The 21585-nt window shown below is 70.9% G+C and carries 19 protein-coding genes; 8 read left to right on the top strand and 11 right to left on the bottom strand.

Annotated features, from left to right (window positions below):
- Both VGD85_RS09240 and clpB read right to left on the bottom strand, forming a co-directional pair.
- On the bottom strand, window positions 1-491 hold a 491-nt coding region (locus VGD85_RS09240), incomplete at its 3' end, for a hypothetical protein (RefSeq protein ID WP_331063159.1).
- Between the two features lie 37 nt (window positions 492-528).
- Window positions 529-3129 (bottom strand): ATP-dependent chaperone ClpB, encoded by a 2601-nt coding sequence (gene clpB, locus VGD85_RS09245; RefSeq protein WP_331063160.1) that lies wholly within the window; start codon window positions 3127-3129, stop codon window positions 529-531.
- Between the two features lie 128 nt (window positions 3130-3257).
- On the opposite strand from clpB, the gene VGD85_RS09250 reads away from it, so the two are divergent.
- From VGD85_RS09250 to VGD85_RS09270, 5 genes are all read left to right on the top strand, one after another.
- Window positions 3258-4013, top strand: a complete 756-nt coding sequence (locus tag VGD85_RS09250) for a pentapeptide repeat-containing protein (protein ID WP_331063161.1) — start codon at window positions 3258-3260, stop codon at window positions 4011-4013.
- Window positions 4010-4987, top strand: coding sequence for a Tat pathway signal sequence (locus VGD85_RS09255; RefSeq protein WP_331063162.1), 978 nt, complete (start codon window positions 4010-4012; stop codon window positions 4985-4987). The genes VGD85_RS09250 and VGD85_RS09255 overlap by 4 nt, the downstream gene beginning before the upstream one ends.
- Before the next feature lie 151 nt (window positions 4988-5138).
- Window positions 5139-6458: an FUSC family protein gene (locus VGD85_RS09260; RefSeq protein ID WP_331063163.1), complete on the top strand. Its 1320-nt coding sequence runs from the start codon at window positions 5139-5141 to the stop codon at window positions 6456-6458.
- Window positions 6459-6751: 293 nt separating this feature from the next.
- A complete protein-coding gene (locus tag VGD85_RS09265) occupies window positions 6752-8404 on the top strand; it encodes a methyl-accepting chemotaxis protein (protein ID WP_331063164.1) in 1653 nt (550 codons plus the stop codon).
- 67 nt (window positions 8405-8471) lie between these two features.
- A complete protein-coding gene (locus VGD85_RS09270; RefSeq protein ID WP_331063165.1) occupies window positions 8472-9554 on the top strand; it encodes a branched-chain amino acid ABC transporter substrate-binding protein in 1083 nt (360 codons plus the stop codon).
- Window positions 9555-9571: 17 nt separating this feature from the next.
- Here VGD85_RS09270 and VGD85_RS09275 read toward each other — a convergent pair whose 3' ends face one another.
- Window positions 9572-11476, bottom strand: a complete 1905-nt coding sequence (locus VGD85_RS09275) for an ABC transporter permease (RefSeq protein WP_331063166.1) — start codon at window positions 11474-11476, stop codon at window positions 9572-9574.
- Between the two features lie 8 nt (window positions 11477-11484).
- Window positions 11485-12255 (bottom strand): ABC transporter ATP-binding protein, encoded by a 771-nt coding sequence (locus tag VGD85_RS09280; RefSeq protein WP_331063167.1) that lies wholly within the window; start codon window positions 12253-12255, stop codon window positions 11485-11487.
- A 510-nt stretch (window positions 12256-12765) separates the two neighbouring features.
- Here VGD85_RS09280 and VGD85_RS09285 point away from each other — a divergent pair.
- Window positions 12766-13092 (top strand): hypothetical protein, encoded by a 327-nt coding sequence (locus VGD85_RS09285; protein ID WP_331063168.1) that lies wholly within the window; start codon window positions 12766-12768, stop codon window positions 13090-13092.
- 35 nt (window positions 13093-13127) lie between these two features.
- On the opposite strand, the gene VGD85_RS09290 is transcribed toward VGD85_RS09285, so the two are convergent.
- Entirely contained in the window at window positions 13128-13952 is an 825-nt protein-coding gene (locus VGD85_RS09290) for an amidohydrolase family protein (protein ID WP_331063169.1), read from the bottom strand.
- A 361-nt stretch (window positions 13953-14313) separates the two neighbouring features.
- Between VGD85_RS09290 and VGD85_RS09295 the strand changes: the two genes are divergently transcribed.
- Both VGD85_RS09295 and VGD85_RS09300 read left to right on the top strand, forming a co-directional pair.
- Window positions 14314-15552, top strand: a complete 1239-nt coding sequence (locus VGD85_RS09295) for a helix-turn-helix domain-containing protein (RefSeq protein WP_331063170.1) — start codon at window positions 14314-14316, stop codon at window positions 15550-15552.
- An 89-nt stretch (window positions 15553-15641) separates the two neighbouring features.
- Window positions 15642-16265: a hypothetical protein gene (locus tag VGD85_RS09300; protein ID WP_331063171.1), complete on the top strand. Its 624-nt coding sequence runs from the start codon at window positions 15642-15644 to the stop codon at window positions 16263-16265.
- 55 nt (window positions 16266-16320) lie between these two features.
- On the opposite strand, the gene VGD85_RS09305 is transcribed toward VGD85_RS09300, so the two are convergent.
- The 6 genes from VGD85_RS09305 to VGD85_RS09330 form a co-directional block, all read right to left on the bottom strand.
- Window positions 16321-16986 carry a response regulator transcription factor gene (locus tag VGD85_RS09305; RefSeq protein WP_331063172.1) on the bottom strand — a complete coding sequence of 222 codons (666 nt, stop codon included), beginning with the start codon at window positions 16984-16986 and terminating at the stop codon, window positions 16321-16323.
- Window positions 16983-18212 (bottom strand): sensor histidine kinase, encoded by a 1230-nt coding sequence (locus VGD85_RS09310; RefSeq protein WP_331063173.1) that lies wholly within the window; start codon window positions 18210-18212, stop codon window positions 16983-16985. The genes VGD85_RS09305 and VGD85_RS09310 overlap by 4 nt, the downstream gene beginning before the upstream one ends.
- Window positions 18209-18643, bottom strand: a complete 435-nt coding sequence (locus tag VGD85_RS09315) for a heat shock protein transcriptional repressor HspR (RefSeq protein WP_331063174.1) — start codon at window positions 18641-18643, stop codon at window positions 18209-18211. Before VGD85_RS09315 ends, VGD85_RS09310 begins: the two co-directional genes overlap by 4 nt.
- 6 nt (window positions 18644-18649) lie before the next feature.
- Window positions 18650-19852, bottom strand: coding sequence for a molecular chaperone DnaJ (gene dnaJ / locus VGD85_RS09320; protein WP_331063175.1), 1203 nt, complete (start codon window positions 19850-19852; stop codon window positions 18650-18652).
- Between the two features lie 42 nt (window positions 19853-19894).
- Complete coding sequence (gene grpE, locus VGD85_RS09325; protein ID WP_331063176.1) at window positions 19895-20506, bottom strand: nucleotide exchange factor GrpE; 612 nt, start codon at window positions 20504-20506, stop codon at window positions 19895-19897.
- Window positions 20503-21585: Hsp70 family protein (locus VGD85_RS09330; RefSeq protein WP_331063177.1), on the bottom strand; the 1083-nt coding region annotated here is incomplete at its 5' end. The genes VGD85_RS09330 and grpE, both read right to left, overlap by 4 nt.

Genomic DNA, 21585 nt, shown 5'->3' on the forward strand with positions numbered 1-21585 from the left:
GCGACCGGGGCCGGGGGCGTCTCGCGCGCCGCGGGGGGCGCCGGCACCCGGGGGGGCGGGGGCGGCGTGCCGTCGAACCACGAGCGCGACGGCTGCAGCCACAGCATCACCGCCGAGGCGGCGACCACCGACGAGACGAACCCGCCGGTGACCATCCCGGTCAGGAACAGCGGCACCGCGAGGATCGTCAGCGCCAGGCGGGCGCTGCGGCTGCGCCGCAGCACCTGGTAGCCGAGGATCGCGGCGGCCGTGGCACACCCGGCGGTGACCATCGAGACGATCCGCAGCAGCGTGATCACGCCGTCGACGCCGATGCCGAGGTCGGACCCGGGCGGCTCGGCCAGGAACCGCTCGACCGAGTCCCGGGTCTCCAGGGTGTGCAGGCCGCCGATCCGGTCGAACACCATCGCCACGACGATCGCCGAGCCGACCATGATCAGCCAGGCCGCCAGGGTCACCTGGCGCGGGCGGGCGGGGGTCGGTCGGCTCACGGTCTCATTGGATCACGCACGACCCAGCGGGCCCGACTCACGCCGGCACCGTCGCGAGCGCCAGCCCGTCGCCCTCGGCCGCGCGGTCGACCGAGACGGTTGCGCCGTCGGTGACCTCGCCGCCGATGAGCAGCTTGGCCAGCGGGTCGCCGATGGCGCTCTGGATCAGCCGGCGCAGCGGGCGCGCGCCGTACGCCGGGTCGTAGCCGACGTCGGCGAGCCAGGTGCGGGCGGCGTCGGTGACCTCGATGGTGATCCGGCGCACCGCCAGTCGCTTGGCCAGCAGGCCGAGCTGGAGGTCGACGATGTGGGCCAGGTCGTCCATCGTGAGTGCGTCGAACACCACGATCTCGTCGAGCCGGTTGAGGAACTCCGGCTTGAACGACGAGCGCACCGTGGCCAGCACCGACTCGTGCTTCTTCTCCGGGTCCAGCGTGGGGTCGACGAGGTAGCCCGAGCCCAGGTTGCTGGTGAGGATCAGCAGCGTGTTGCGGAAGTCGACGGTGCGGCCCTGCCCGTCGGTCAGGCGCCCGTCGTCGAGCACCTGCAGGAGGATGTCGAAGACCTCCGGGTGGGCCTTCTCGACCTCGTCGAGCAGCACGACGGAGTACGGGCGCCGGCGCACCGCCTCGGTGAGCTGGCCGCCCTCGTCGTAGCCGACGTAGCCCGGGGGCGCCCCGACCAGCCGGGCGACCGAGTGCTTCTCGCCGTACTCGCTCATGTCGATGCGCACGATCGCGCGCTCGTCGTCGAAGAGGAAGTCCGCGAGGGACTTGGCCAGCTCGGTCTTGCCGGTGCCGGTGGGGCCGAGGAACAGGAACGACCCGGTCGGCCGGTTGGGGTCGCTGATGCCGGCGCGGGAGCGGCGTACGGCGTCGCTGACGGCCGTGACCGCGGCGCGCTGGCCGACCAGTCGCCGGCCGATGACGTCCTCCATGTGCAGCAGCTTGGCGGTCTCGCCCTCGAGCATCCGGCCGGTCGGGATGCCGGTCCAGGCCTCGACGACCTCGGCGATCTGCTCGGGCCCGACCTCCTCGCCGACCAGCGGCTCGATGTCGGAGCGCTCGGCGGCGCCGGCGGCCTCGATCTGCTGCTCCAGCGCGGGGATGCGGCCGTAGAGCAGCTCGCTGGCCTTGCCGAGGTCGCCCTCGCGCTGGAGCCGGTCGGCCTCCATGCGCAGCTGGTCGAGCTGGCGGCGCAGCTCGCCCTCGCCCTCGAGCGTGGACTTCTCCCGCTCCCAGCGGGCCTCGAGCGCGCGGAGCTCCTCCTCGTGGTCGGCGAGGTCCTGGCGCAGGTTGGCCAGCCGCTCCTTGGAGGCCTCGTCGCTCTCCTTGGCGAGCGCGAACTCCTCCATCTTCAGTCGCTCGACCGCGCGGCGCAGCCGGTCGATCTCCTCGGGCGAGGACTCGATCTCCATGCGCAGCCGCGACGCGGCCTCGTCGATGAGGTCGATGGCCTTGTCGGGCAGCTGGCGCCCGGAGATGTAGCGGTCGGACAGCGTGGCGGCCGCGACCAGCGCGGCGTCCGTGATCCGGACGCCGTGGTGGGCCTCGTACTTCTCCTGGATGCCGCGCAGGATCTGGATGGTGTCCTCGACGCTCGGCTCGCCGACGAAGACCTGCTGGAAGCGGCGCTCGAGCGCGGGGTCCTTCTCGATGCGCTCGCGGTACTCGTCGAGCGTGGTCGCGCCGATCATGTGCAGCTCGCCGCGCGCGAGCATCGGCTTGAGCATGTTGCCGGCGTCCATCGCGGAGTCGCCGCCGGCGCCCGCGCCGACGACCGTGTGCAGCTCGTCGATGAACGTGATGACCTGTCCGCCGGCGGCCTTGATCTCCTCGAGGACGGCCTTGAGCCGCTCCTCGAACTCGCCGCGGTACTTCGCCCCGGCGACCATCGCGGCCAGGTCGAGGCTGAGCACCCGGCGGCCCTTGAGCGAGTCGGGCACGTCGCCGGCGACCACGCGCTGGGCGAGACCCTCGACGACGGCGGTCTTGCCGACACCGGGCTCGCCGATCAGCACCGGGTTGTTCTTGGTGCGCCGCGAGAGCACCTGCACCACCCGGCGGATCTCGGCGTCGCGGCCGATCACCGGGTCGAGCCGGCCCTCCTCGGCGGCGGTGGTGAGGTCGACGCTGTACTTCTCCAGCGCCTCGTACGTCGACTCCGCGTCCTGGCTCGTGACCCGGCGGTTGCCGCGAACCGCGGTCAGCGACTCGCGCAGCCCGTCGGCGCTCAGCCCGGCGTCGGTCAGCACCGTGCGCGCGCTGCTCTCGACGGTGGCCAGCGAGATCAGCAGGTGCTCGCTGGCGACGTAGTCGTCCTTCATGCCGCTCGCGAGGTCGAGGGCGCCGGCGAGCACGCGGGTGAGCGCCGCGGACGCGCTCGGCTGCTGCACGGTCGCCCCGGAGGCCTTCGGCAGCTTGTCGCGCTCGGCGGCGGCGGTGCGCACGAGCCCGGGGACGTCGACGCCCGCCTTGGCGACCAGGTTGGCCGCCGTACCGTCCTCCTGGAGCAGCAGCGCCACCAGCAGGTGGATGGGCTCGGTGTGGATGTTGCCCGCCGTGGTCGCCGACAGCTGGGCGGCCTCGATGGCCTCGCGGCTGCGGGTCGTGAACTTCTCGGCACCGAACTGGCTCATGTGGTGATTCTCCTCGTACGTCGCTGCGGCGGGCATCCCCTGTGCCCGACACCAGGTCCAACGCGTCCAAAGTTGAGTCTGTTCCACTCAACTCTGTGAAATTGTCGCAGGTCAGGGAGGATGGTCGCGTGCCCCCGCTGGAGCTGGCCGCCGACTGCTCGCGCTGCCACGCGCTGTGCTGCGTGCTGCTGCCCTACCGGCGCGAGGGCGGCTTCGGCGCCGACAAGCCGGGCGGGGTGGCCTGCCACCACCTGCGCACCGACGACCGGTGCGAGATCCACGCCGACCTGCGCGACCTGGGTTGGCCCAGCTGCGTCGCCTTCGACTGCTTCGGGGCCGGGCAGCACGTGACCCAGGTGACGTACGCCGGGGCGTCCTGGCGCGACGCGTCCGGCGAGGGCGAGCTGGGCGAGATGGCCGCGGTGCTGTCGACGCTGCGTCGGGTGCACGAGATGCTGCTGCACCTGGGCGAGGTGGCCGAACGGTCGCCCGACCCCGCGGCCGACGCGCTCGCCGAGCGCCTGCTGGTGCTGCGCGACGGCACGCCCGTGGAGATCCTCACCGCCGACCTCGACGACCTGCAGGAGGAGTGCGGCGACGTCCTCGGTGCGGCCAGCCGGCGGGTTCGGCGGCCTGCGGGTCCCGATCTGACGCATGCCGACCTGGCCGGCCGTGACCTGCGCCGCCATGACCTGCGCGCGGCTTCGCTGCGCGGCGCGCTGCTGATCGGCGCCGACCTGCGCGGGGTCGCGTTCGGGCCGGCCGACCTGCTCGGCGCCGACCTGCGGGGCGCGGACCTGCGGGGCGCCGACCTGTCGGAGGCGCTGTTCGTGACGGGACCTCAGCTGGCCGGCGCCCGCACCGACGAGTCGACCGTCCGATGAGCCGCCGTCTCGTCGCCGCCCTCGTGGGCGTCCTCGCCGTGGGCCTGCTGTCAGCCCCGGCATCAGGCGGGGCCGGAGAGGCCGGCGGACGGCCGGTGGTGATGCCGCTGCGCGGGGTGACGCTGGAGTCGGTGGATCGGCTCGACGAGGTCGAGCAGGCACTGGCCCGCCACACCCGGCGCCCCACCGCCCGGATCGTGTTCCAGCACGGCTCGGACCCGGCCGACTACGCGCGCGCCGTACGCCGCCTGCGCGACGACGCCTTCCTGATGGGCGAAATCCTCGACTCCACCGCCGTCCGGCGCACCAGCGTGGCGGCGTACCGCGAGCGCACCCGCGACTTCGTGCGCCGCTTCGGGCGCCGACTCGACCTCTACGAGATCGGCAACGAGCTCAACGGCGAGTGGCTGGGCCGGCCGCGGACCATCGACGCGAAGGTGGCGGCGGCGTACGACGTCGTCGAGGGCCGGTACGCCGACCTGGGGCTGCGCTCGGTGATCACGCTCAACCACTGGCCGAGCCACGACTGCTACGCCCACGACTGGGAGGCGACGCTGCCGTTCGCGCGGCAGCTGCCGCGGCGGGTGCGGCGCGGGCTGGACCTGGTGCTGCTCAGCTTCTACGAGACCGCGTGCTCGCCGCGGGCACACCCCGGCGTCCGCCAGTTCGCCTCGACGCTGCGCGCGCTCACCCGGATCTTCCCCGCCGCCGAGGTCGGGATCGGCGAGCTGGGCGCCCAGGGTCGCGCCGACGGCCTGCCCAGCGACCCGACGCTGGCGGAGAAGCAGCGGATCGCGCGCCGCTACATCGGCATGCACGACCGGCTGCGCGCAGCGATCGGCCCGCGCTACGTCGGCGGCTACTTCTGGTGGTACTACGCCACCGACGCCGTCCCCTGGGACCGCCCCCACTCGCTGTGGCCGACGCTGGAGGAGCTGTACGCCGGCCTCGGGCGACCGTCCGACTCGCTGTAACGCCGTGTTACCTGGCCTTCCGGCCATGTTGCAGCGGGGTCGACAGAGGGGGTAAACGGGCGTTACAGCAACCGGGCGGCGCCGACTGATCCGAGCACCCCTCACCGGTCGGCGGGCCGACGTTCGGCCGCGGGTGCGCCATCATCGAGGGATGCGTGAGCAGTGGCGCGGGAGGCTCAGCCGTGAGGTGAGGCGGCTGCGCACCGGGTGGCGCGGTGCGGTGCTCTGGTCGCTGCGGATCACCGTGGCGGCGGTGATCAGCTACGTCGTGGCGACGCTGCTGTTCCCGGGGACCCAGCCGTTGCTCGCGCCGCTGACCGCGATGCTCGTCGTGCAGGTCACGCCGGTCTCCCTCCTGGCCAGCGGCCTCGACCGCGTCGTGGCGGTGGTGACCGGCGTGTCGCTGGCGGTCGCGTTCGCCGCCGTCGTACCCCTGGACTGGTGGAGCCTCGGCCTCCTCATCCTCATCTCGATCACCTTGGGGCAGGCGCTTCGCCTGCGGGACAACCTCATCGAGGTCGCGATCAGCGGGATGCTCGTCCTCGGGGTCGGCTCGCTCGGCGCCGGGGCCGCCGCGGGCCAGCGGATCGCGGAGACGCTCGTGGGCGCGGGCATCGGCGTCGCGGCCAACCTGCTCTTCCCGCCCCGCATCCCGACCTCGGACGCCGGCCGCGAGATCGAGGGCCTGGCCGATGCGATCAGTGCCCTCCTGCGACGCTCCGGCGACGCCCTGGAGCAGCTGGTCCGCGACCGCAGCTCCGTCGTCTCCGCCGTGGGCGCCTGGCTCGAGGACGCACGCCGCATCACCCACCACGACGTCCCGCGCGTCGGAGCCGCCCTGCTGCATGCCGAACAGGGTCGCCGCCTCAACGTCCGGGCCGTCGGCACGCCGGACCTCGGGCCCGGACTGCGACACGGGCTGGAGTCGCTCGAGCACACTGCCCTGACCATCCGCTCGATGTACCGGGCGCTCGCCGATGCGGTCGAAGGAGACCCCGCCTGGCTCGAGGCCGAGGGCGGCTCGGACGTGCTCCTCGGCCTGGCGCTCACCTTCGGTGAGCTGGCCGACGCCGTCGATGCCTTCGGTGAGCTGGTCCGGCTCGAGGCGGCACCGGCCGGCGAGGTCGACTCGGCCGACTTCACAGCGCTGCGGGAGTCGATGCAGGGCCTGCCGGAGGCTCGTCATCGCCTGGAGGATCTCGCCACCGCGGCGGCCGATCCCGAGCTGCGCGAGCTGCTCGCCAGCGTGCTGTCGACCGTCAAGCGGGTGCAGCGAGAGCTCGACCTGGAGCAGCGAGTACGACGCCAGCTCCAGCTGAGGCGTCCGGTCCGCACCTGGCCCGCACCGCTGCGACCCCATCCCTCGCGCCGCCGGCCCACGTCGCCTGCCGAGGCCGAGCTGGAGACCGAGTCGGACGCCGAGACCACGGCGCTGCCGCGCCTCTCCGACGACGACCTCGACGGACCCTGACGGCGACGGTGCCGATCACCCACCCCGCGGGCCCGGTGATCGGCGACTCGCCCCAGGCCATTCGCAGCGGTCGCAGCAGTCGTGACCAGATGTGATCCTGCTCATACCCGAGCTTTCATGTCCTTCCCCGGCTCAACTGGATCCGAGGGCAGCCGACATTGACCACGTCGGCTCATGAGCCCGCCTCGAGCGGGGGCCGGTTCCACCGCTCGACAACCGACCTGAGCCTCGGCGTCCTGCCGGGCGCAGCAAGCCCGGTCCACGACACCGCCAGTTCACCAAGGGGCAGACGCATGAAGGACGCCACGTCAGTCAAGGCAGCTCAGCCGGCAAAGGCAGGCACACTCGGCCTCTCGCGCTGGCTGAACGACGTCAACGTCAAGGCGAAGTTCCTCGCCGCACTCGCTCTGAGCGCCATCGTCGCGCTCGTCGTCGGCCTGATGGGTCTGAGCTCGCTGAGCTCTTCGGCCAGCCAGTCCGAGGAGATGTACAGCTCGAACGTGCAGGGGGTCAGCAGCCTGGCCGACGTCCGGTCCGCGCTCGAGGAGATGCGAGTCCAGGCGCAGAGTGTCGTGGTCATCACCGACCAGGGCCTCAAGCGGCGCGCTGGTGTGCTGGTCGATCAGTCCTACCTGGCCTACAAGGACGCCGCTGCCTCGTACACGAAGACCGGCCTGGACAAGTCCCAAGAGGCCATGCTCGCCGACCTGACCACGCAGGTCGACGACTACTACGACATCCAGCTGCACGAGCTGCTTCCTCTGGCGCAGGACGGCAAGGCCGACCTCTGGCTGGCGCTGAACACCGAGAAGGCCGCTCCTGTCCTCGAGTCGATGCTCAAGGGCATCGAGGCTCTCACCGCCTCGGAGTCCAAGCAAGCCGCCGAGAACGCAGCAGCGGTCACGAGCAGCTATCACGCGAACCGGCTCGCCGCGATCCTGGTCCTGACGATCGGCCTCTCCTTGGCGCTGGCGCTCGGCTGGATCGTGGTGGCCACCCTGGCGCGCCGCCTCGCGGTCGTCAAGAACGTCGCGGAGGCCCTCGCCGAGGGTGACCTGACCCAGCGCGCCGACCTGGACGCCAGGGACGAGGTCGGCCAGCTCAGCGCCGCAGTCGACGCTGCCTCAGGCAACCTGAAGAACCTCATCGGGACCGTGATGAGCTCCGCCGACGCCGTCGCCGCGGCATCCGAGGAGCTGTCGGCCAACTCCCAACAGATCGCCGCCGGGGCCGAGGAGACCTCTGTCCAGGCCGGGGTCGTCTCCAGCGCCGCCGACGAGGTCTCCCGCAACGTGCAGACCGTCGCCGCCGGCGCCGAGCAGATGGGTGCCTCGATCCGCGAGATCGCCGGCTCCGCCAACGACGCCGCCCGCGTTGCCTCACAGGCTGTCGGGATCGTCGAGACCACCAACGAGTCGGTCGCCAAGCTCGGCGTCAGCTCTCAGGAGATCGGTGACGTCGTGAAGGCGATCACCTCGATCGCCGAGCAGACCAACCTCCTCGCGCTGAACGCGACCATCGAGGCCGCTCGTGCCGGCGAGGCCGGCAAGGGCTTCGCGGTCGTCGCGAACGAGGTCAAGGAGCTCGCTCAGGAGACCGCCCGCGCGACCGAGGACATCGCCCGCCGCGTCGAGACCATCCAGTCCGACACCACCGGTGCGGTCAACGCGATCGGCGAGATCGCGACGATCATCACCTCGATCAACGACTACCAGCTCACCATCGCGTCTGCGGTCGAGGAGCAGACCGCGACCACCAACGAGATGGCCCGGAACGTCGCGGAGGCCTCGACCGGCTCGACGGAGATCGCCACGAACATCTCCGGCGTCGCCTCGGCAGCCGAGAGCACCACCCACGCGGTCACCCAGACGACCGCGGCCGTCGACGAGCTGTCCCGGATGGCTGCCGACCTGCGGACCTCGGTCTCGCAGTTCCGCACCTCCTGACGCCGAATGTGAACTGAGGAGAACTGCGATGATTCGCTCCACCAAGTCAACCCAGGTCCTTGCTGTCATGGCGGTTGCAGCGCTGGCCCTCACGGCCTGCGGCAGCGACAAGGTCGACAGCGGCAAGGCCGACGTCTCGAGCGAGCTCTGTGGCAAGAACCTGGCCTTCCTCGGCGCCCTGACCACCGACCCCGGCGCGCTCGGCCAGAACATGGTGGGAGGCATCGAGCTGGCGCTCAAGGAGTTCAACGACAAGCACCCGAAGTGCCAGGTCGGCCTCAAGAAGTTCGACTCGCAGGGCAGTGGGGACAACGCCCCGAAGCTTGCGGACGAGATCGTGAGCGACGACTCGATCTTCGGCCTGGTCGGTCCTGGCTTCTCCGGGGAGTCGCTGGCGACCGGCAAGACGTTCTTCAAGGCCGGGCTGCCGTCGATCTCCCCGTCGGCGACCAATGTCACGATCACCCAGCAGGGGTGGACCACCTGGCACCGCGTCATCGGCAACGACGACGCCCAGGGCAAGGCTGACGCGGCGTACCTGACCGGCACCGCCGGCGCGTCCAAGGTCTTCGTCGTCGATGACGGCCAGGACTACGGCAAGGGGCTCGCCGGCACGGTCCAAGAAGCGCTGGGAGATGCCCTGGCCGGTGCCGGCCGGATCGCGGTCGGCCAGACCGACATGTCAGACATCGTCGTCAAGGTGAAGAGCCTGCACGCTGACGCTGTCTTCTTCGGCGGCTTCTACCCCGAGGCGGGCACCCTGGTGAAGGCTCTGCGCGCGGGTGGCTTCAAGGGCACCTTCATGTCGGGTGACGGGTCGGAGGACCCGAACTTCGTCAAGGCTGCCGGTGCCGAGGCCGCCGAGGGCGCGGTCCTCTCAGCCCCTGCGGGCCCACCGCCGGACGGGTTCGGCGCCAGCGGCTTGTACGCCACGCAGGCGTACGACGCGACGACCATCTTCCTCGCTGCGCTCGAAGACGGTGCCTCCACCCCGGACGAGATCAACAGCTTCATCGGCAGCTACACCGGCGAGGGCGTCAGCGGACCGCTCGCCGTCGGGCCGGACGGCGACATCACGCAGTCGACGATCTACGCCTACTTCGTCAAGAACGGCGAGCTGGATGTGGCCAACCCGCAAGCAATCTCCTAACAGAGCTGTCGCAGCCACTACCGCGCGGCAACTGGACCACTGAGGCTGCGCACCACCGTCGGCAGGATCGTCAGGGTCGAGATCGCGAACACCAGCAGGCTGAGCACGGCGTACGCCGTCCATCCGACGCCGGGCATCGAGGCACCCAAGAGTCCGAAGCCGACGCCGAGGACGGCGGGGATGACGGCGATGGTGCCGATCACCCAGGCGGCGGCACCGGTGATGAGCGACTCGACCCAGGCCATCCGCAACAGTTGCGTGCGGGTCGCGCCGGTGCGGCGCAGGAGGTCGAGCTCCGCCTTGCGGCCGGCGGTGGTCATCACCAGGGTGTTCGCGGCGGCGAGTCCGACGAAGGCCAGCAGCGCGAGGAGGAGCACGGCGGACAGGTGTTGGCTGCTCGCGGCAGCCGTCTGCACGGAGTCGACGTACGCGTCCTTGCTCTGCGCGGTGACGCCGAGGTCCCTCAGCTCCGAAGCGACCTCCGCAGAGGCACCCGGATCGGTCGCGACGAGGACGGTGTCGACAGCGCCGTCGGGGTCGTGGCCGGCCACGGTCGTAGCTCCGACGAGGTAGCCGCCGAACCCGAGGCTGCGGTCATAGACGGCCACGACCTTCGCGGAGATCTCCGTGTCGTCGGGGAGCCGCACGGTCACCCGGTCGCCGATGCCCTTGCCGAGGTCGAACTTCGTGTCCGCGCTGATCGCCACGGTGTCCGCGGCGTCGAGGGCGGCCAGCGAGCCCGCGGCGACGTCCGGGTCGAACGCGTCGCCGGGGCCGCCCTCGGGCAGCACCCACATCTGCGTCGGCTCCCACGCCAGCGCGCTCAGCGCGGACGGCATCTCGTCGTCGGTGCGCACGTTCGTGACGACCGTGGACAGCACGGTCGCGGACCGTACGCCGGGCAGGTCGGCGACCCGGTCGACCTGGTCGGCGCTGGGACCGGTCGCCACGAGGTCGGCGTGGATGCCCGCGTCGAGCTGACGGGTCGCCGCCTCGGAGACGGTCTTGTCGACGCTGGTCTGCACCGTGCCGGCCGAGAGCGCCAGAGCGAGGGGGACGATCGCGGTGGTCAGGCGGCGGGCGAAGCCGCGGGTGTTCGCGAGCGCCATCGCGGTGCTGACACCACCCGCGCGGGAGATCAACGAGGAGCTCCTGCCCAGCAGGTGCGTGACCAGGAGCGGTCCGGCGAGCGCGGCGGCACCGACCAGCAGGAAGGCGGAGGTGGCGGCGACGGCAGCGCCGACCGTGCCGGGGACGGCGACGGACGAGAACGCGGTCGAGAGCCCGCTGGCGGCAAGGACCGCGGCGGTAATCCTGCGGCCGCGCCCGATGCCGGGCTTCTCGACGCTCGCCTCGCGCACCGCAGCGGTGGGCGCCATCTTCAGCGTCTCTCGCGCCGCGAGGCGGGCGGCGAGCAGCGCGACCGGCAGCAGCAGGACGACCGCGGCGAGCGCCGGGATCGGCGAGAGCGTCAGCTGGAAGCCCGGGGAGACGATGCCGCTGTCGACCAGCGTCGGGGTGAGCAGCCGCGCGGCGAACAGGCCGGGCACGGCGCCGAGCGGCGCGGCGACGGCGGTGACGAGGAGGACCTCGGCGCCGACCATCCGGCGTACCTGCCGCCGCGTCGCGCCGACGGCGCGCATCAGGGCGAACTCGCCGCGGCGCCGCCGGATCGCCAGGGCGAAGGTCGAGGCGACGACGAGGACGACGACGGCGAGCGCCGTACCGGCGAACGAGCCGGCGAGCGTGGCGAGCAGGCTCGCGTCCGACCCCTGGGCGCGGACGCCTGACTCCATCACGACCCCGGTGGCCGAGATCAGGGCGGCGGCCAGCATCAAGACGATGAAGGTGCCGGCGACGCCGCCGCGATCGGCGCGGACCGCGGCGCGGGCGGTGCTCCACGTGCCCCCCACGGCGCTCACCTGCCCCTTCATCGGCTGAGGGCGACCATGCGCCCGGTGATCTGCTCGACGGTCGGGGCGTCAAGCTGGTCGACCAGCCGCCCGTCGGCGAGGAAGAGGACGCGCTCGGCGGCCGAGGCCACCTGCGGGTCGTGGGTCACGAGGACCACGGTCTGGCCCTGGCGGCGCGCGGTCTCGCGGAGTACGTCGAGCACCTGCGCGCCGGTCCGGGAGTCCAGCGCTCCGGTGGGTTCGTCGGCGAAGACGACCGTGGGGCTGGTGATCAGCGCGCGGGCGATCGCCACCCGCTGCGCCTGGCCGCCGGACAACTCGCTGGGGAGCCGGTCCGCCATCCCGGTCAGGCCGACCGACTCGACCAGCTCGGCCTGGCGGGCCAGGTCGGGCTCGCGGCCGGCCAGGCGCACCGGCAGCTGGATGTTGTCGGCGACGGTGAGGTGGTTGATGAGGTTGTAGGCCTGGAACACGAAGCCGATGTGCTCGCGGCGGAAGCGGGTCAGCCGGTCGGCCGACATCGCGCTGATGTCGACGTCGCCGATCAGCACCCGCCCACTGCTGGGGGTGTCGAGGCCGGCCGCGGTGTTCAGCAGCGTGGACTTGCCGGATCCCGAGGGGCCCATCACGGCGGTGAACGAGCCGGGGCGCAGAGCCAACGACACCGACCGCAGCGCGGTCACGGGCGCCGGCCCGCCGTCGTAGCTCTTGGTGACGTCGAGCAGTCGTACGGCGGTCAGCGTGCTCGACTGCGGCGTCGTGGTCGGAGGGAGGGTCTGGGTGGTCACGGGGTGCTCCGTAGGTCGCGGGATCTCTCGATTCATCACCTACGACGCTAGGAATCCGGTGCGCCCCGAACGAGCCTCGCGAGAACGGTCCTCGGCGCTTGCATCCTTCGATGCAACGGCGGGACCGAACGGGTGGGAGCCGGTTTCGGCAGTGGCATGCACGGGCATGGTCGGGCATCACCTCTCGGGAGGAGTGGGCCGGTGCCAACCCTCATGACTCGCCCTGCTGCCTCGGCGACCAGGCCGCGGCGTACTGCCTCGACCCTGGCCGCCTGCGGAGTTGCTGCGGTCCTCCTGGTCGGATGTCGTGGTCCTGACACGACTCCAAGAGCGGCACCTCGGTCAGCGGCAAGCGAGTGTGCGCGAGTCTCGACAGACGTCCCCGAGCAGCAGGGTGGGCCGCTGCAAGAACCCGGAGAGAACGGCGCGACCCTCGGGCTCACCTGGGCCGAGCCCGGCACGTTTCGCGACGTCAACGTCATCGTCCTCGACAACACCGGGGAGACGCCGGTGCGGATCACCGGCGTCGACCTGGTGCCTGACCAGGGGGCGTCTGACCTTGACTTCAAGGGCGTGTGGGTGACCCGGAACGGAACCGTGGCGGGGATCACGCGAGCGCGCTACCACGCGGGGTATGCACCGGCAGCCGGCTACTGCCTCCCGCCCGCTGGCGACGGTGATGGTCCGTTGCTCGTTCTGCGCATCGGACCATCTCGGCACCCCGGCGCCGCCGCGGTCGGCCGCAACAACGCCGTCAACGTCCATTACACGACCGCGGACGGCGATCGGTACGTCGCCGCCTACGCGGTCCGCTTCGAGTACCCGAACACGAAGTAGCCACCCAAGCAGGACGGCTCCATCGGCCCCATACGTCAGACCTCGATGCCGAACAGCTTCTCCGCGTTGCGGAACGCGACCTTCTCCTTGTCCTCGCGCGGGAGATCGACAGCTCGGAACCAGTCGGTCCCTTCCTTGATGCTGTCGATGAAGGGGTAGTCGGTTGCGAACATCACCCGATCCACGCTGATGTACTTCAGCAGTTGCTCGAGCAGGTTGTCCTGGAAGAACGCGCTGGTCGTGAACCAGAAGTTGTCGTGCCAGTACTGCTCGATCGGCTTCTCGAGCGAGTCCTCGGTCGGCTCGCCCATGTCGTTGGCGATCCGCTCGTAGTAGAACGGCAGGCCCTCGCCCATGTGGCCGATGATGACCTTCAGGTCGGGGAACCTGTCGAAGACCCCGTACGTGATCATCCGGACGGCTTGGATCAGCACCTCCTGGTGCCACGGATAGTCGGCCATGGGTCCCTCCACCAGCTGCCGGTTGAGGCGGTAGGCGAAGTCGATGCCCTCCTGACCCGGGACGTTCTGCACGGCCGGCGTGTGCGCGGAGAGGATCTGCACGTTGAGCCCACCCTCGTCCATGTCACGGAGGCGGCGTTCGCCCAGGTCCGCGAGACCGATCTCCTCGAGGAACGCGATGTGGTCGTCGTTGATGGAGTTCAGCTTCAACAGCTCGGGAGTCGAGTAGGTCTCCTCCGTTCCGATGAACTTCAGGTCCTGGTCACGACGCGCGATGTCCTCGTCACCGAGCGGGTTCTTCGGATCTGCCGCGTCGTCGCAGGCCGCGAGTCCCGCCGCGGACAGTGCAACGCCGGCGGCGAGTGCAGCCGTGCGAGTGACGAAGCTGCGGCGTCCCATCGACGAGTGCGTTGGGCCTCGCTCGATCGGTGCCATGTCCGAGGTGCTCCTTTGCGATTGGTGGGCCTCGGACCACGTTGTCAATCCGCCGGCGATGACGCGTCTGGCCACGGCAGACACTTCCGCGTACTCCGCGCGGAGTACGGCGGGCGAATGGCGCTGCTCGGCGGCGAGAACGAGGAGCCGCTCACCGGCGGTCCGGGCCGGTCCCGGCCGGCTGTGAGTCAGCAACCCGTTGCTCAACCAGGGCTGCTGCGCGAACCAGTTGCGCGGTGTAGACCTAGACCTCGCTGCGACCGCGGTCGACGGAGTTGAAGCCAGGCTCAGTCATAATTGTTGCAACAGCGATAGGATTATGACCATGTCCAGGATGTCGGTGGCCGAGGCGGCGGTGCGCCTTGGGGTGTCGCCCGCCCGCGTCCGCCAACGCATCGATGAGGGCTCACTCGTTGCAGCCAAGGTAGGCGGACGGTGGCTCGTGGACCTTGATGCGTCGGGCTCCTCTACTTCGCCGCGTGGTCGCCCTGTCGCGCCCGCATCAGTGTGGTGGTCCCTTCTAGCTACCGAACTCGCCCGGCCGATCATGGGAGCCTGGTTGCGAGCAGCACTTCCCACCGTCGACGCCGAGGCCTTCAAACGGGCGGTACTGCCTGCCGTGGACGCCGAGGCATTGAAGAAGGCGCTCCTGCCCGCACTCCGTGGTGAGGCTTTCAAACGAGCCCTGATGCCTTCGGCGAATCCTGAAGCACTCACCCGCGCGTTGATCCCCTCACTTCAGGACGAGGCGTTCAAACGAGCCATCATGCCAGCCCTCAACGTCGAGGCATTCAAACGAGCCGTCATGCCAGCCGTCGATGCCGAGGCATTCAAACGCGCCGTCATGCCAGCCGTCGATGCCGAGGCATTCAAACGCGCCGTCATGTCGGCTGCGGACGAAGATGTAGTGACGGAGGCGTCGAGAGGAGTCGACATCGTCGACCAGTCAAGCCAGGCGTCTCCTGCCAACGATCAGTCGCATCCCCTGCTCTCACGGATGCGGGCAGCCGAAGCAGCCCTCTCGGAGGCCGACGAACTCTACCTCCGGAACGCGGCCGAAGAGCGACACCTCGCGTTCGCTGGCATCACCATCGAGGCGAAGAGTCTGAGCCCGTCTTCTCGCCAACGGGCGATCCGACGGCTGGCAGACGCGGTAGAACAGCACGACCACGCTGCTCTCCTGTCCTGGCTTCGGAACCGCGCATCCAGACACGTCTACGTGGCTGCGGACTCTGACCTCGAGCCTCTTCGAGCCGACCAGCGCATCCTGCTATCAGGGCTCTCCCATCCCGACTCGAACATGGAGGACCCGCGAGTCGTAGAGGGATACGTCGAGGCTAGGAACTTGCAGGCAGTCGTTGACGAGCACTGGCTCGAATCACCGAGCATCGATGAGCGGCCGAACGTTGTGTTGCACGCCGGGCCGGTCCAGCCCCCGGCGGTGAGCCGTCTAATGCTTGCCGCCGACCTGGCGGAACATGGTGGCCCGCGGGAGATGCTTCGCGCACATGAGCTTCTCGATGCCGAGATTCGTGAGTTGCTCGACGGGGTGACAGACACGTGATCGTTATGCCGGCGATGTCAGCAGCACAGGAGGCCGCTTGGCACGCACTCCTAGATCTCCACGAACGGCATCCAGGAGGCTGGACCCTAGTGGGAGGGCAGCTGGTGCACTTGCACTGCGCCGAGCGCAACTACGCTCCGCAACGTCCGACGGCCGATGCCGATGCAGTCGTCAACGCCCGGGCACCCGAGGTCCTTGGCGCAGTAACAGAAGCCCTGATCGAGATGGACTTCGATCCAGGCAAACCTAGCGTGGAGGGCGTGCAGCACCGTTGGACGCGCGGACTTGCTGTCGTCGACGTGCTCATTCCAGAAGGGGTCGGGGACAGAACTCGCAGGAGGCAAAGCGCCAGCGGGTTTCCGACTGTGGCGGCGCCGGGCGGAACCCAAGCGCTAGCTAGGAGCGAGGTCATCGGGGTCCAGATTGGTGACCGCGTCGGAACGGTTCCGAGACCTCCCCTGCTGAGCGCGATGATCATGAAGGCCGCCGCACGCATCGAAACGATCCAACCCGGACGAGAACGGCACTGTCTCGATTTTGCTGCGCTAGCCGCGATCTTGGCATCAGGGGACACGTCGGCTTTCGTGTTGACCAGGAAGGATCGTCAACGCCTCCGCCAGATGATTGTCCTCACTCGGGAACATCCTCAGGCATTGGAACAGAATCCGAATGCAGACCGTCGACTCGCTCGCCTTGCCGAGATTGTCGGGTAGCAAGGAAACAGGCTGAAGCCGCCTGGCGACGACTGCCTGGTTCAGTCTCTGAGCGTCAGTCGGGGACCTCGACCACCCGGTTCTGGTACGCCCAGACCGCCGCCTGCAGCCGCGACCGTACGCCGAGCTTGGGCATCATCCGGGCGAGATGCGACTTCACGGTCGACACCTCCAAGACCAGTTGCTCGGCGATCTCCTCGTTGGACATGCCCTGGGCGAGCAGCAGCAGGATGTCGAGCTCGCGGGAGGTGAGCAGCTCGGTGGCGCGGCCGGCGGTGACGGGCTGGGTCTGGCGGCGGGTGACGAACTCACGGAGCACCCGGCGGGTCAGCGACTGGTCGATGGTGCCGTTGCCGGCCGCCACCGCGCGGACGGCACCGACGATCACCGACGGCTCGGCGTCCTTCAACAAGAACCCCGAGGCCCCCGCCTCGAGCGCGCCGAACACGTAGTCGTCGATGTCGAAGGTGGTGAGCACCAGCACCGGGATCGGGTCCACGACGCCGGGGCCGCACAGTGCGCGGGTGGCGGCGATGCCGTCCTGGCCGGGCATCCGGATGTCCATGCAGACCACATCCGGGCGCAGTGACTGGGCGGTCGACACCGCCTCGAGGCCATCCGAGGCGACGCCGACGACCTCGAGGTCGGGCTCCGCACCCAGCAGGGTGGACAGACCGGCGCGCATCAGCGCCTGGTCGTCGGCGACCACCACCCGGATCATGACTCCCCCTCGTCGTCGAGCTCGCGTGGCACCCGCAGCAGCACCAGCCAACCACCCTCGGCCGTGGGGCCGTGCTCGAGGCGCGCGCCGGTGAGCTCGGCGCGCTCGCGCATGCCGACCAGGCCGAAGCCGCTCGACCCGACCGCCACGTCGGGCGGCCGGGTCGGCGGTCCGTTGCGCACGGTCACCACCAGTGAGGCGGCATCGCGGTCGTCGACCACCACGGCGCAGCGCGCACCGGGCGCGTGGCGGGCCGCGTTGGCGAGCGACTCCTGCACCATGCGGTACGCCGCGAGCTGGGCCAGCGGCCCGATCCCCTCGCCCAGCGGGCGACCGGACGCCTCGAGGACCGTCAGCTCCACCGGGGCGGCCCGGGAGACGTCCTCGACGAGTGGGCCGATGCCGGCGAGGTTCTCGATCCGCGTCGGCGTCGTCCCGGACTCCGGAGCCTCGTCGCCGACCCGAAGCAGACCGACCAGGCTGCGCAGGTCGTGGAGGACCGAGACGCTCTGCCGGCGTACCTGCGCGGCCGCCTCCTTCGCCCCTTCCGGGTCGGCGTCGATCTGGCTGCCGATCGCGGCGCTCATCACCGCGATGCCCGACAGGTGGTGGGCGGCGATGTCGTGCAGCTCGCGGGCCATCGCGGTGCGTTCGCGGGCGACGGCGGCCGTGAGCAGCGCGTCGCGCTCTCTGAGCAGCGCCCGCTGCTGGTCCTCGCGCGCGGCGCGCGACTCGCGCCGGGTGGCGACGAGGACGCCGACCAGCACCGGCGCGCCGACCGTGCCGGTCGCCTGCAGCACCGAGCCGCCGATCGACGTCAGCGCCGGGTCGTCGAGCCGCAGCCCGGCGAAGTAGCCCCCACAGGCCACCAGCACGCCCGCCGACACCAGCGCGGGCCAGGTCTGCCGAACGGGTCGCGCGACGGCGACGAGGTACGCCGCCACCATCACGAAGAAGCCCGTCACGTTCGTGGCGTCGCCCAGCGTCACGCCGCCGGCGAGCACGGCCACGGGCGCGGCCATCAGCAAGGCGGCCTGGGGCTCGGACCACCAGCGCAGCACGAAGGCGGCCTGCAACGTGACGAGCCCCGCCCCGACCCACCACGCGGCCTCCGCGAGGTCCGGGACGCGCTCGGCGTCCGATCCGGTGCTCACCAGAGGCAGCAGTGCGAACGAGCCGACGGCGAACACCCAGCAGCCGGCGACGACCCAACGGCGCGGGGTCATCGGCCCCGGCGCCACACCACCACCGACTGCCCGGGGTCCGGTCCGCGCAGCACCGGCAGCTTGTTCTGCAGCACGCCCTGTCGTGGGGCGGCCGCACGACGCAGCGCCTCGCGCAGCGCCTCGACCTCGCGGACGAGCTCCTCGTTGCGCTGGGCGAGCGCGGCGGCGCGGTGCTCGAGCTCGAGGATGCGGCGTACGCCCTCGATGCCGATGCCGGCGGACGTCAGCTCGGAGATCTCGCGGAGCCGCTCGATGTCGCGGTGGGAGTAGCGGCGCCCGCCGCCGACCGTGCGGCCCGGGGAGACCAGGCCGAGGCGCTCGTAGGTGCGCAGGGTCTGCGGGTGCAGCCCGCTCAGCTCGGCGGCGACGCTGATGACGAAGACGGCGGCGTCAGGCCCGGGCGGCTCGAACGGCGGTCGGCGGCTCGGCATGACGGATCACGCGTCCTCGAAGAGGCCGGAGCGCAACGGCTTGCCGGCGGTCGCCTCGCGGTAGGCCTGGACGGCCGCCCGCGCCTTCGTGTCGAGCACCGCCGGCACCTGCACCTCGACGGTGGCCAGCAGGTCGCCCTTGGTGCCGTCGGCCTTGGGCGCGCCCTTGCCGCGCACCCGGAAGGTCCGGCCGTTGGGCGTTCCGGCCGGGACCTTGAGGGTCACCGGCGCACCGCCGAGGGTGGGGATCTTGATGTCCGCGCCGAGCGCGAGCTCGTCGAAGGACACGGGTACGTCGAGGGTGAGGTTGTCGCCCTTGCGGCCGAACAGCCGGTGCGAGGCGACCTTGACGGTGACGAACAGGTCGCCGGCCGGGCCGCCGTTCTCACCCGCGCCACCCTTGCCGCGCAGGCGGATGCGCTGGCCGTCGCGTACGCCGGCGGGGATCCGCGCCTGGATCGACCGCGCGGACGTGCCGCGACCCGAGCCGTGGCAGGTCGGGCAGGCCTCGTCGTAGACGAGCTGGCGCCCACCACAGCGCGGGCAGGTCTCGTTGATCGAGAACGCCCCGCCGGCCGAGGACACCACGAAGCCGGCGCCCTCGCACTCGGGGCACACGTGCGGCTTGGTGCCGGGCTTGCCTCCGGTGCCGTGGCAGTCGGGGCACGGCGCGTCGGAGGTCAGCCGCAGCGAGATCGTGACGCCGTCGATCGCGTCGGTGAAGCTGATCGTCGCCGTGGTCTCGACGTCTTGGCCCTTGCTCGCACGCGGGCGCTGCTGGCGGCGGTTGCCCTGGCGGCCGAAGCCGCCGCCGAACAGGTCGCCGAACATGTCGCCGAACCCGCCACCGCCGCCGCCACCGGCCCGGTCGCGGAGCAGGTCGTCGAGGTTGAACCCGCCCCCGCCGGGCTGGCCGCCGCCGAAGCCACCGCCGAACCCGCCGCGGAACCCGCCGGAGCCGTAGAGCTCGCGCATCTCGTCGTACTTCTTGCGCTTCTCGGGGTCGCCGACGACGTCGTAGGCCTCGGCGACCGCCTTGAACTTGTCGTGCTTCGCGGTGTCACCGGGGTTGGAGTCGGGGTGGTTGGCGCGCGCGAGCTTGCGGTAGGCCTTCTTGATCTCGTCGTTGGAGGCGTCCTTCTTGACGCCCAGCTCGGCGTAGAAGTCCTTCTGGGCCCAGTCGGCCCGGAACCCGTCGGTCGTGCTCATCCGCGCACCCCCTCTCCTGTCTCGATGCTGGTGTCCCTATTCCTACTCGGTCGGGCCGCTCGGCGGGTCGACCACCAGGACCTGCGCGGCGCGCACGACGCGATCGCCCATCCGGTAGCCGGCCTTGGCGACCACCTTGCAGGTGGTCACCGTGACCTCGGGGTCCTCGCCGATGTGGGAGAGGGCCTCGTGGAGGCTGGGGTCGAACGGGTCGCCCGGCGCGCCGAACTTGGTCAGTCCGACCCCGGCGACCGCCCGCTCGAGCTGCTCGGCGACGGCCTTGAAGCCGCCGTCGACCTCGCCGTGCTCGCGGGCCCGGTCGATCGTGTCGAGGACGTCGATGATCGGCGTGAGCGCGGTGTACGTCGCGTTCTCGCGGATCAGCTCGCGGTCCCGGTCGACGCGGCGCTTGTAGTTGAGGAACTCCGCCTGCAGCCGCTGCAGGTCGGCCGTCAGCTCGCCGACCGCCCGCTGGGCGACCGTGAGGTCGTCCTCGAGCTCCTGCTCGGCCTGCTGCTCGGCGGCCTCGGCCTCCGCCTCGGTGCCGGCCGGCGACTCGCCGCGGGGCGGCTCGCCGGCCGGCGGTGCCTCCTCCACCGTCCCCGGGGCGGGTTCGGTGGACTGCTCACCGCCGGCCAGGCGCTCGTCGGTCACTTGGACTCGCCCTCGGCCCCGTCGTCGGTGGCCTCGTCGACGATCTCGGCGTCGACGACGTCGTCGTCGGCCTCGCCGGTGGCGCCCGCGGAGCCGCCGGCGGCGGCCTGGTCGGCCTCGGCGGCGGCGTACATCGCCGCACCCATCTTCTGGCTGGACTCACCGAGCTTGGTGACGCCCGCGCGGATGTCGTCGGCGTCGGCGTCCTCCTTCTCGAGGACGACCTTGAGCGCGTCGACGTCGGTGCGGACCTCGGTCTTGACGTCGTCGGGCAGCTTGTCGGCGTTGTCGTCGAGGAACTTCTCGGTCGTGTAGACGAGCTGCTCGGCCTGGTTGCGGGTCTCGACGGCCTCGCGGCGCTTGGCGTCCTCCTCGGCGTACTGCTCGGCCTCGCGGACCATCCGGTCGATCTCGTCCTTGCCGAGCGCCGAGCCGCCGGAGATCGTCATGGACTGCTCCTTGCCGGAGGCCTGGTCCTTGGCGGTCACGTGCACGATGCCGTTGGCGTCGATGTCGAAGGTGACCTCGATCTTCGGGATGCCCCGCGGCGCCGGTGGCAGACCGGTCAGCTCGAAGTTGCCGAGCGGCTGGTTCTGCGCCCACATCTGCCGCTCGCCCTGGGCGACCTTGATCTCGACCGACGGCTGGTTGTCGTCGGCGGTGGTGAAGATCTCCGAGCGCTTGGTCGGGATCGTGGTGTTGCGCTCGATCAGCGTGGTCATCACGCCGCCCTTGGTCTCGATGCCGAGGCTCAGCGGGGTGACGTCGAGCAGCAGCACGTCCTTGACCTCGCCCTTGAGGACGCCGGCCTGGAGTGCGGCGCCGACGGCCACGACCTCGTCGGGGTTGACGCCCTTGTTGGGCTCCTTGCCGCCGAGCAGCTCCTTGACGACCTCGGTCACCGCCGGCATGCGGGTCGAGCCGCCGACGAGCACGACGTGGTCGATGTCCTTGATCGCGACCCCGCCGTCCTTGAGCACACTCTGGAACGGCGCCTTGGTGCGGTCGAGCAGGTCGGCGGTGAGCCGCTGGAACTCGCTGCGGGTGAGCTTCTCCTCGAAGTGCAGCGGGCCGGACTC

It is taken from the genome of Nocardioides sp. (assembly GCF_036401255.1).
In the GTDB taxonomy this organism is placed as follows: domain Bacteria; phylum Actinomycetota; class Actinomycetes; order Propionibacteriales; family Nocardioidaceae; genus Nocardioides.

What these genes read in the sequence shown, in the direction of transcription:
- VGD85_RS09255 (WP_331063162.1), top strand. Translation starts at nt 4,010, where the DNA reads ATGAGCCGCCGTCTCGTCGCCGCCCTCGTGGGCGTCCTCGCCGTGGGC.
- VGD85_RS09315 (WP_331063174.1), bottom strand. Translation starts at nt 18,643, where the DNA reads ATGCCGAGCCGCCGACCGCCGTTCGAGCCGCCCGGGCCTGACGCCGCC.
- VGD85_RS09270 (WP_331063165.1), top strand. Translation starts at nt 8,472, where the DNA reads ATGGCGGTTGCAGCGCTGGCCCTCACGGCCTGCGGCAGCGACAAGGTC.
- VGD85_RS09290 (WP_331063169.1), bottom strand. Translation starts at nt 13,952, where the DNA reads ATGGGACGCCGCAGCTTCGTCACTCGCACGGCTGCACTCGCCGCCGGC.
- clpB (WP_331063160.1), bottom strand. Translation starts at nt 3,129, where the DNA reads ATGAGCCAGTTCGGTGCCGAGAAGTTCACGACCCGCAGCCGCGAGGCC.
- dnaJ (WP_331063175.1), bottom strand. Translation starts at nt 19,852, where the DNA reads ATGAGCACGACCGACGGGTTCCGGGCCGACTGGGCCCAGAAGGACTTC.
- VGD85_RS09310 (WP_331063173.1), bottom strand. Translation starts at nt 18,212, where the DNA reads ATGACCCCGCGCCGTTGGGTCGTCGCCGGCTGCTGGGTGTTCGCCGTC.
- VGD85_RS09260 (WP_331063163.1), top strand. Translation starts at nt 5,139, where the DNA reads ATGCGTGAGCAGTGGCGCGGGAGGCTCAGCCGTGAGGTGAGGCGGCTG.
- VGD85_RS09305 (WP_331063172.1), bottom strand. Translation starts at nt 16,986, where the DNA reads ATGATCCGGGTGGTGGTCGCCGACGACCAGGCGCTGATGCGCGCCGGT.
- VGD85_RS09295 (WP_331063170.1), top strand. Translation starts at nt 14,314, where the DNA reads ATGTCCAGGATGTCGGTGGCCGAGGCGGCGGTGCGCCTTGGGGTGTCG.
- VGD85_RS09265 (WP_331063164.1), top strand. Translation starts at nt 6,752, where the DNA reads ATGAAGGACGCCACGTCAGTCAAGGCAGCTCAGCCGGCAAAGGCAGGC.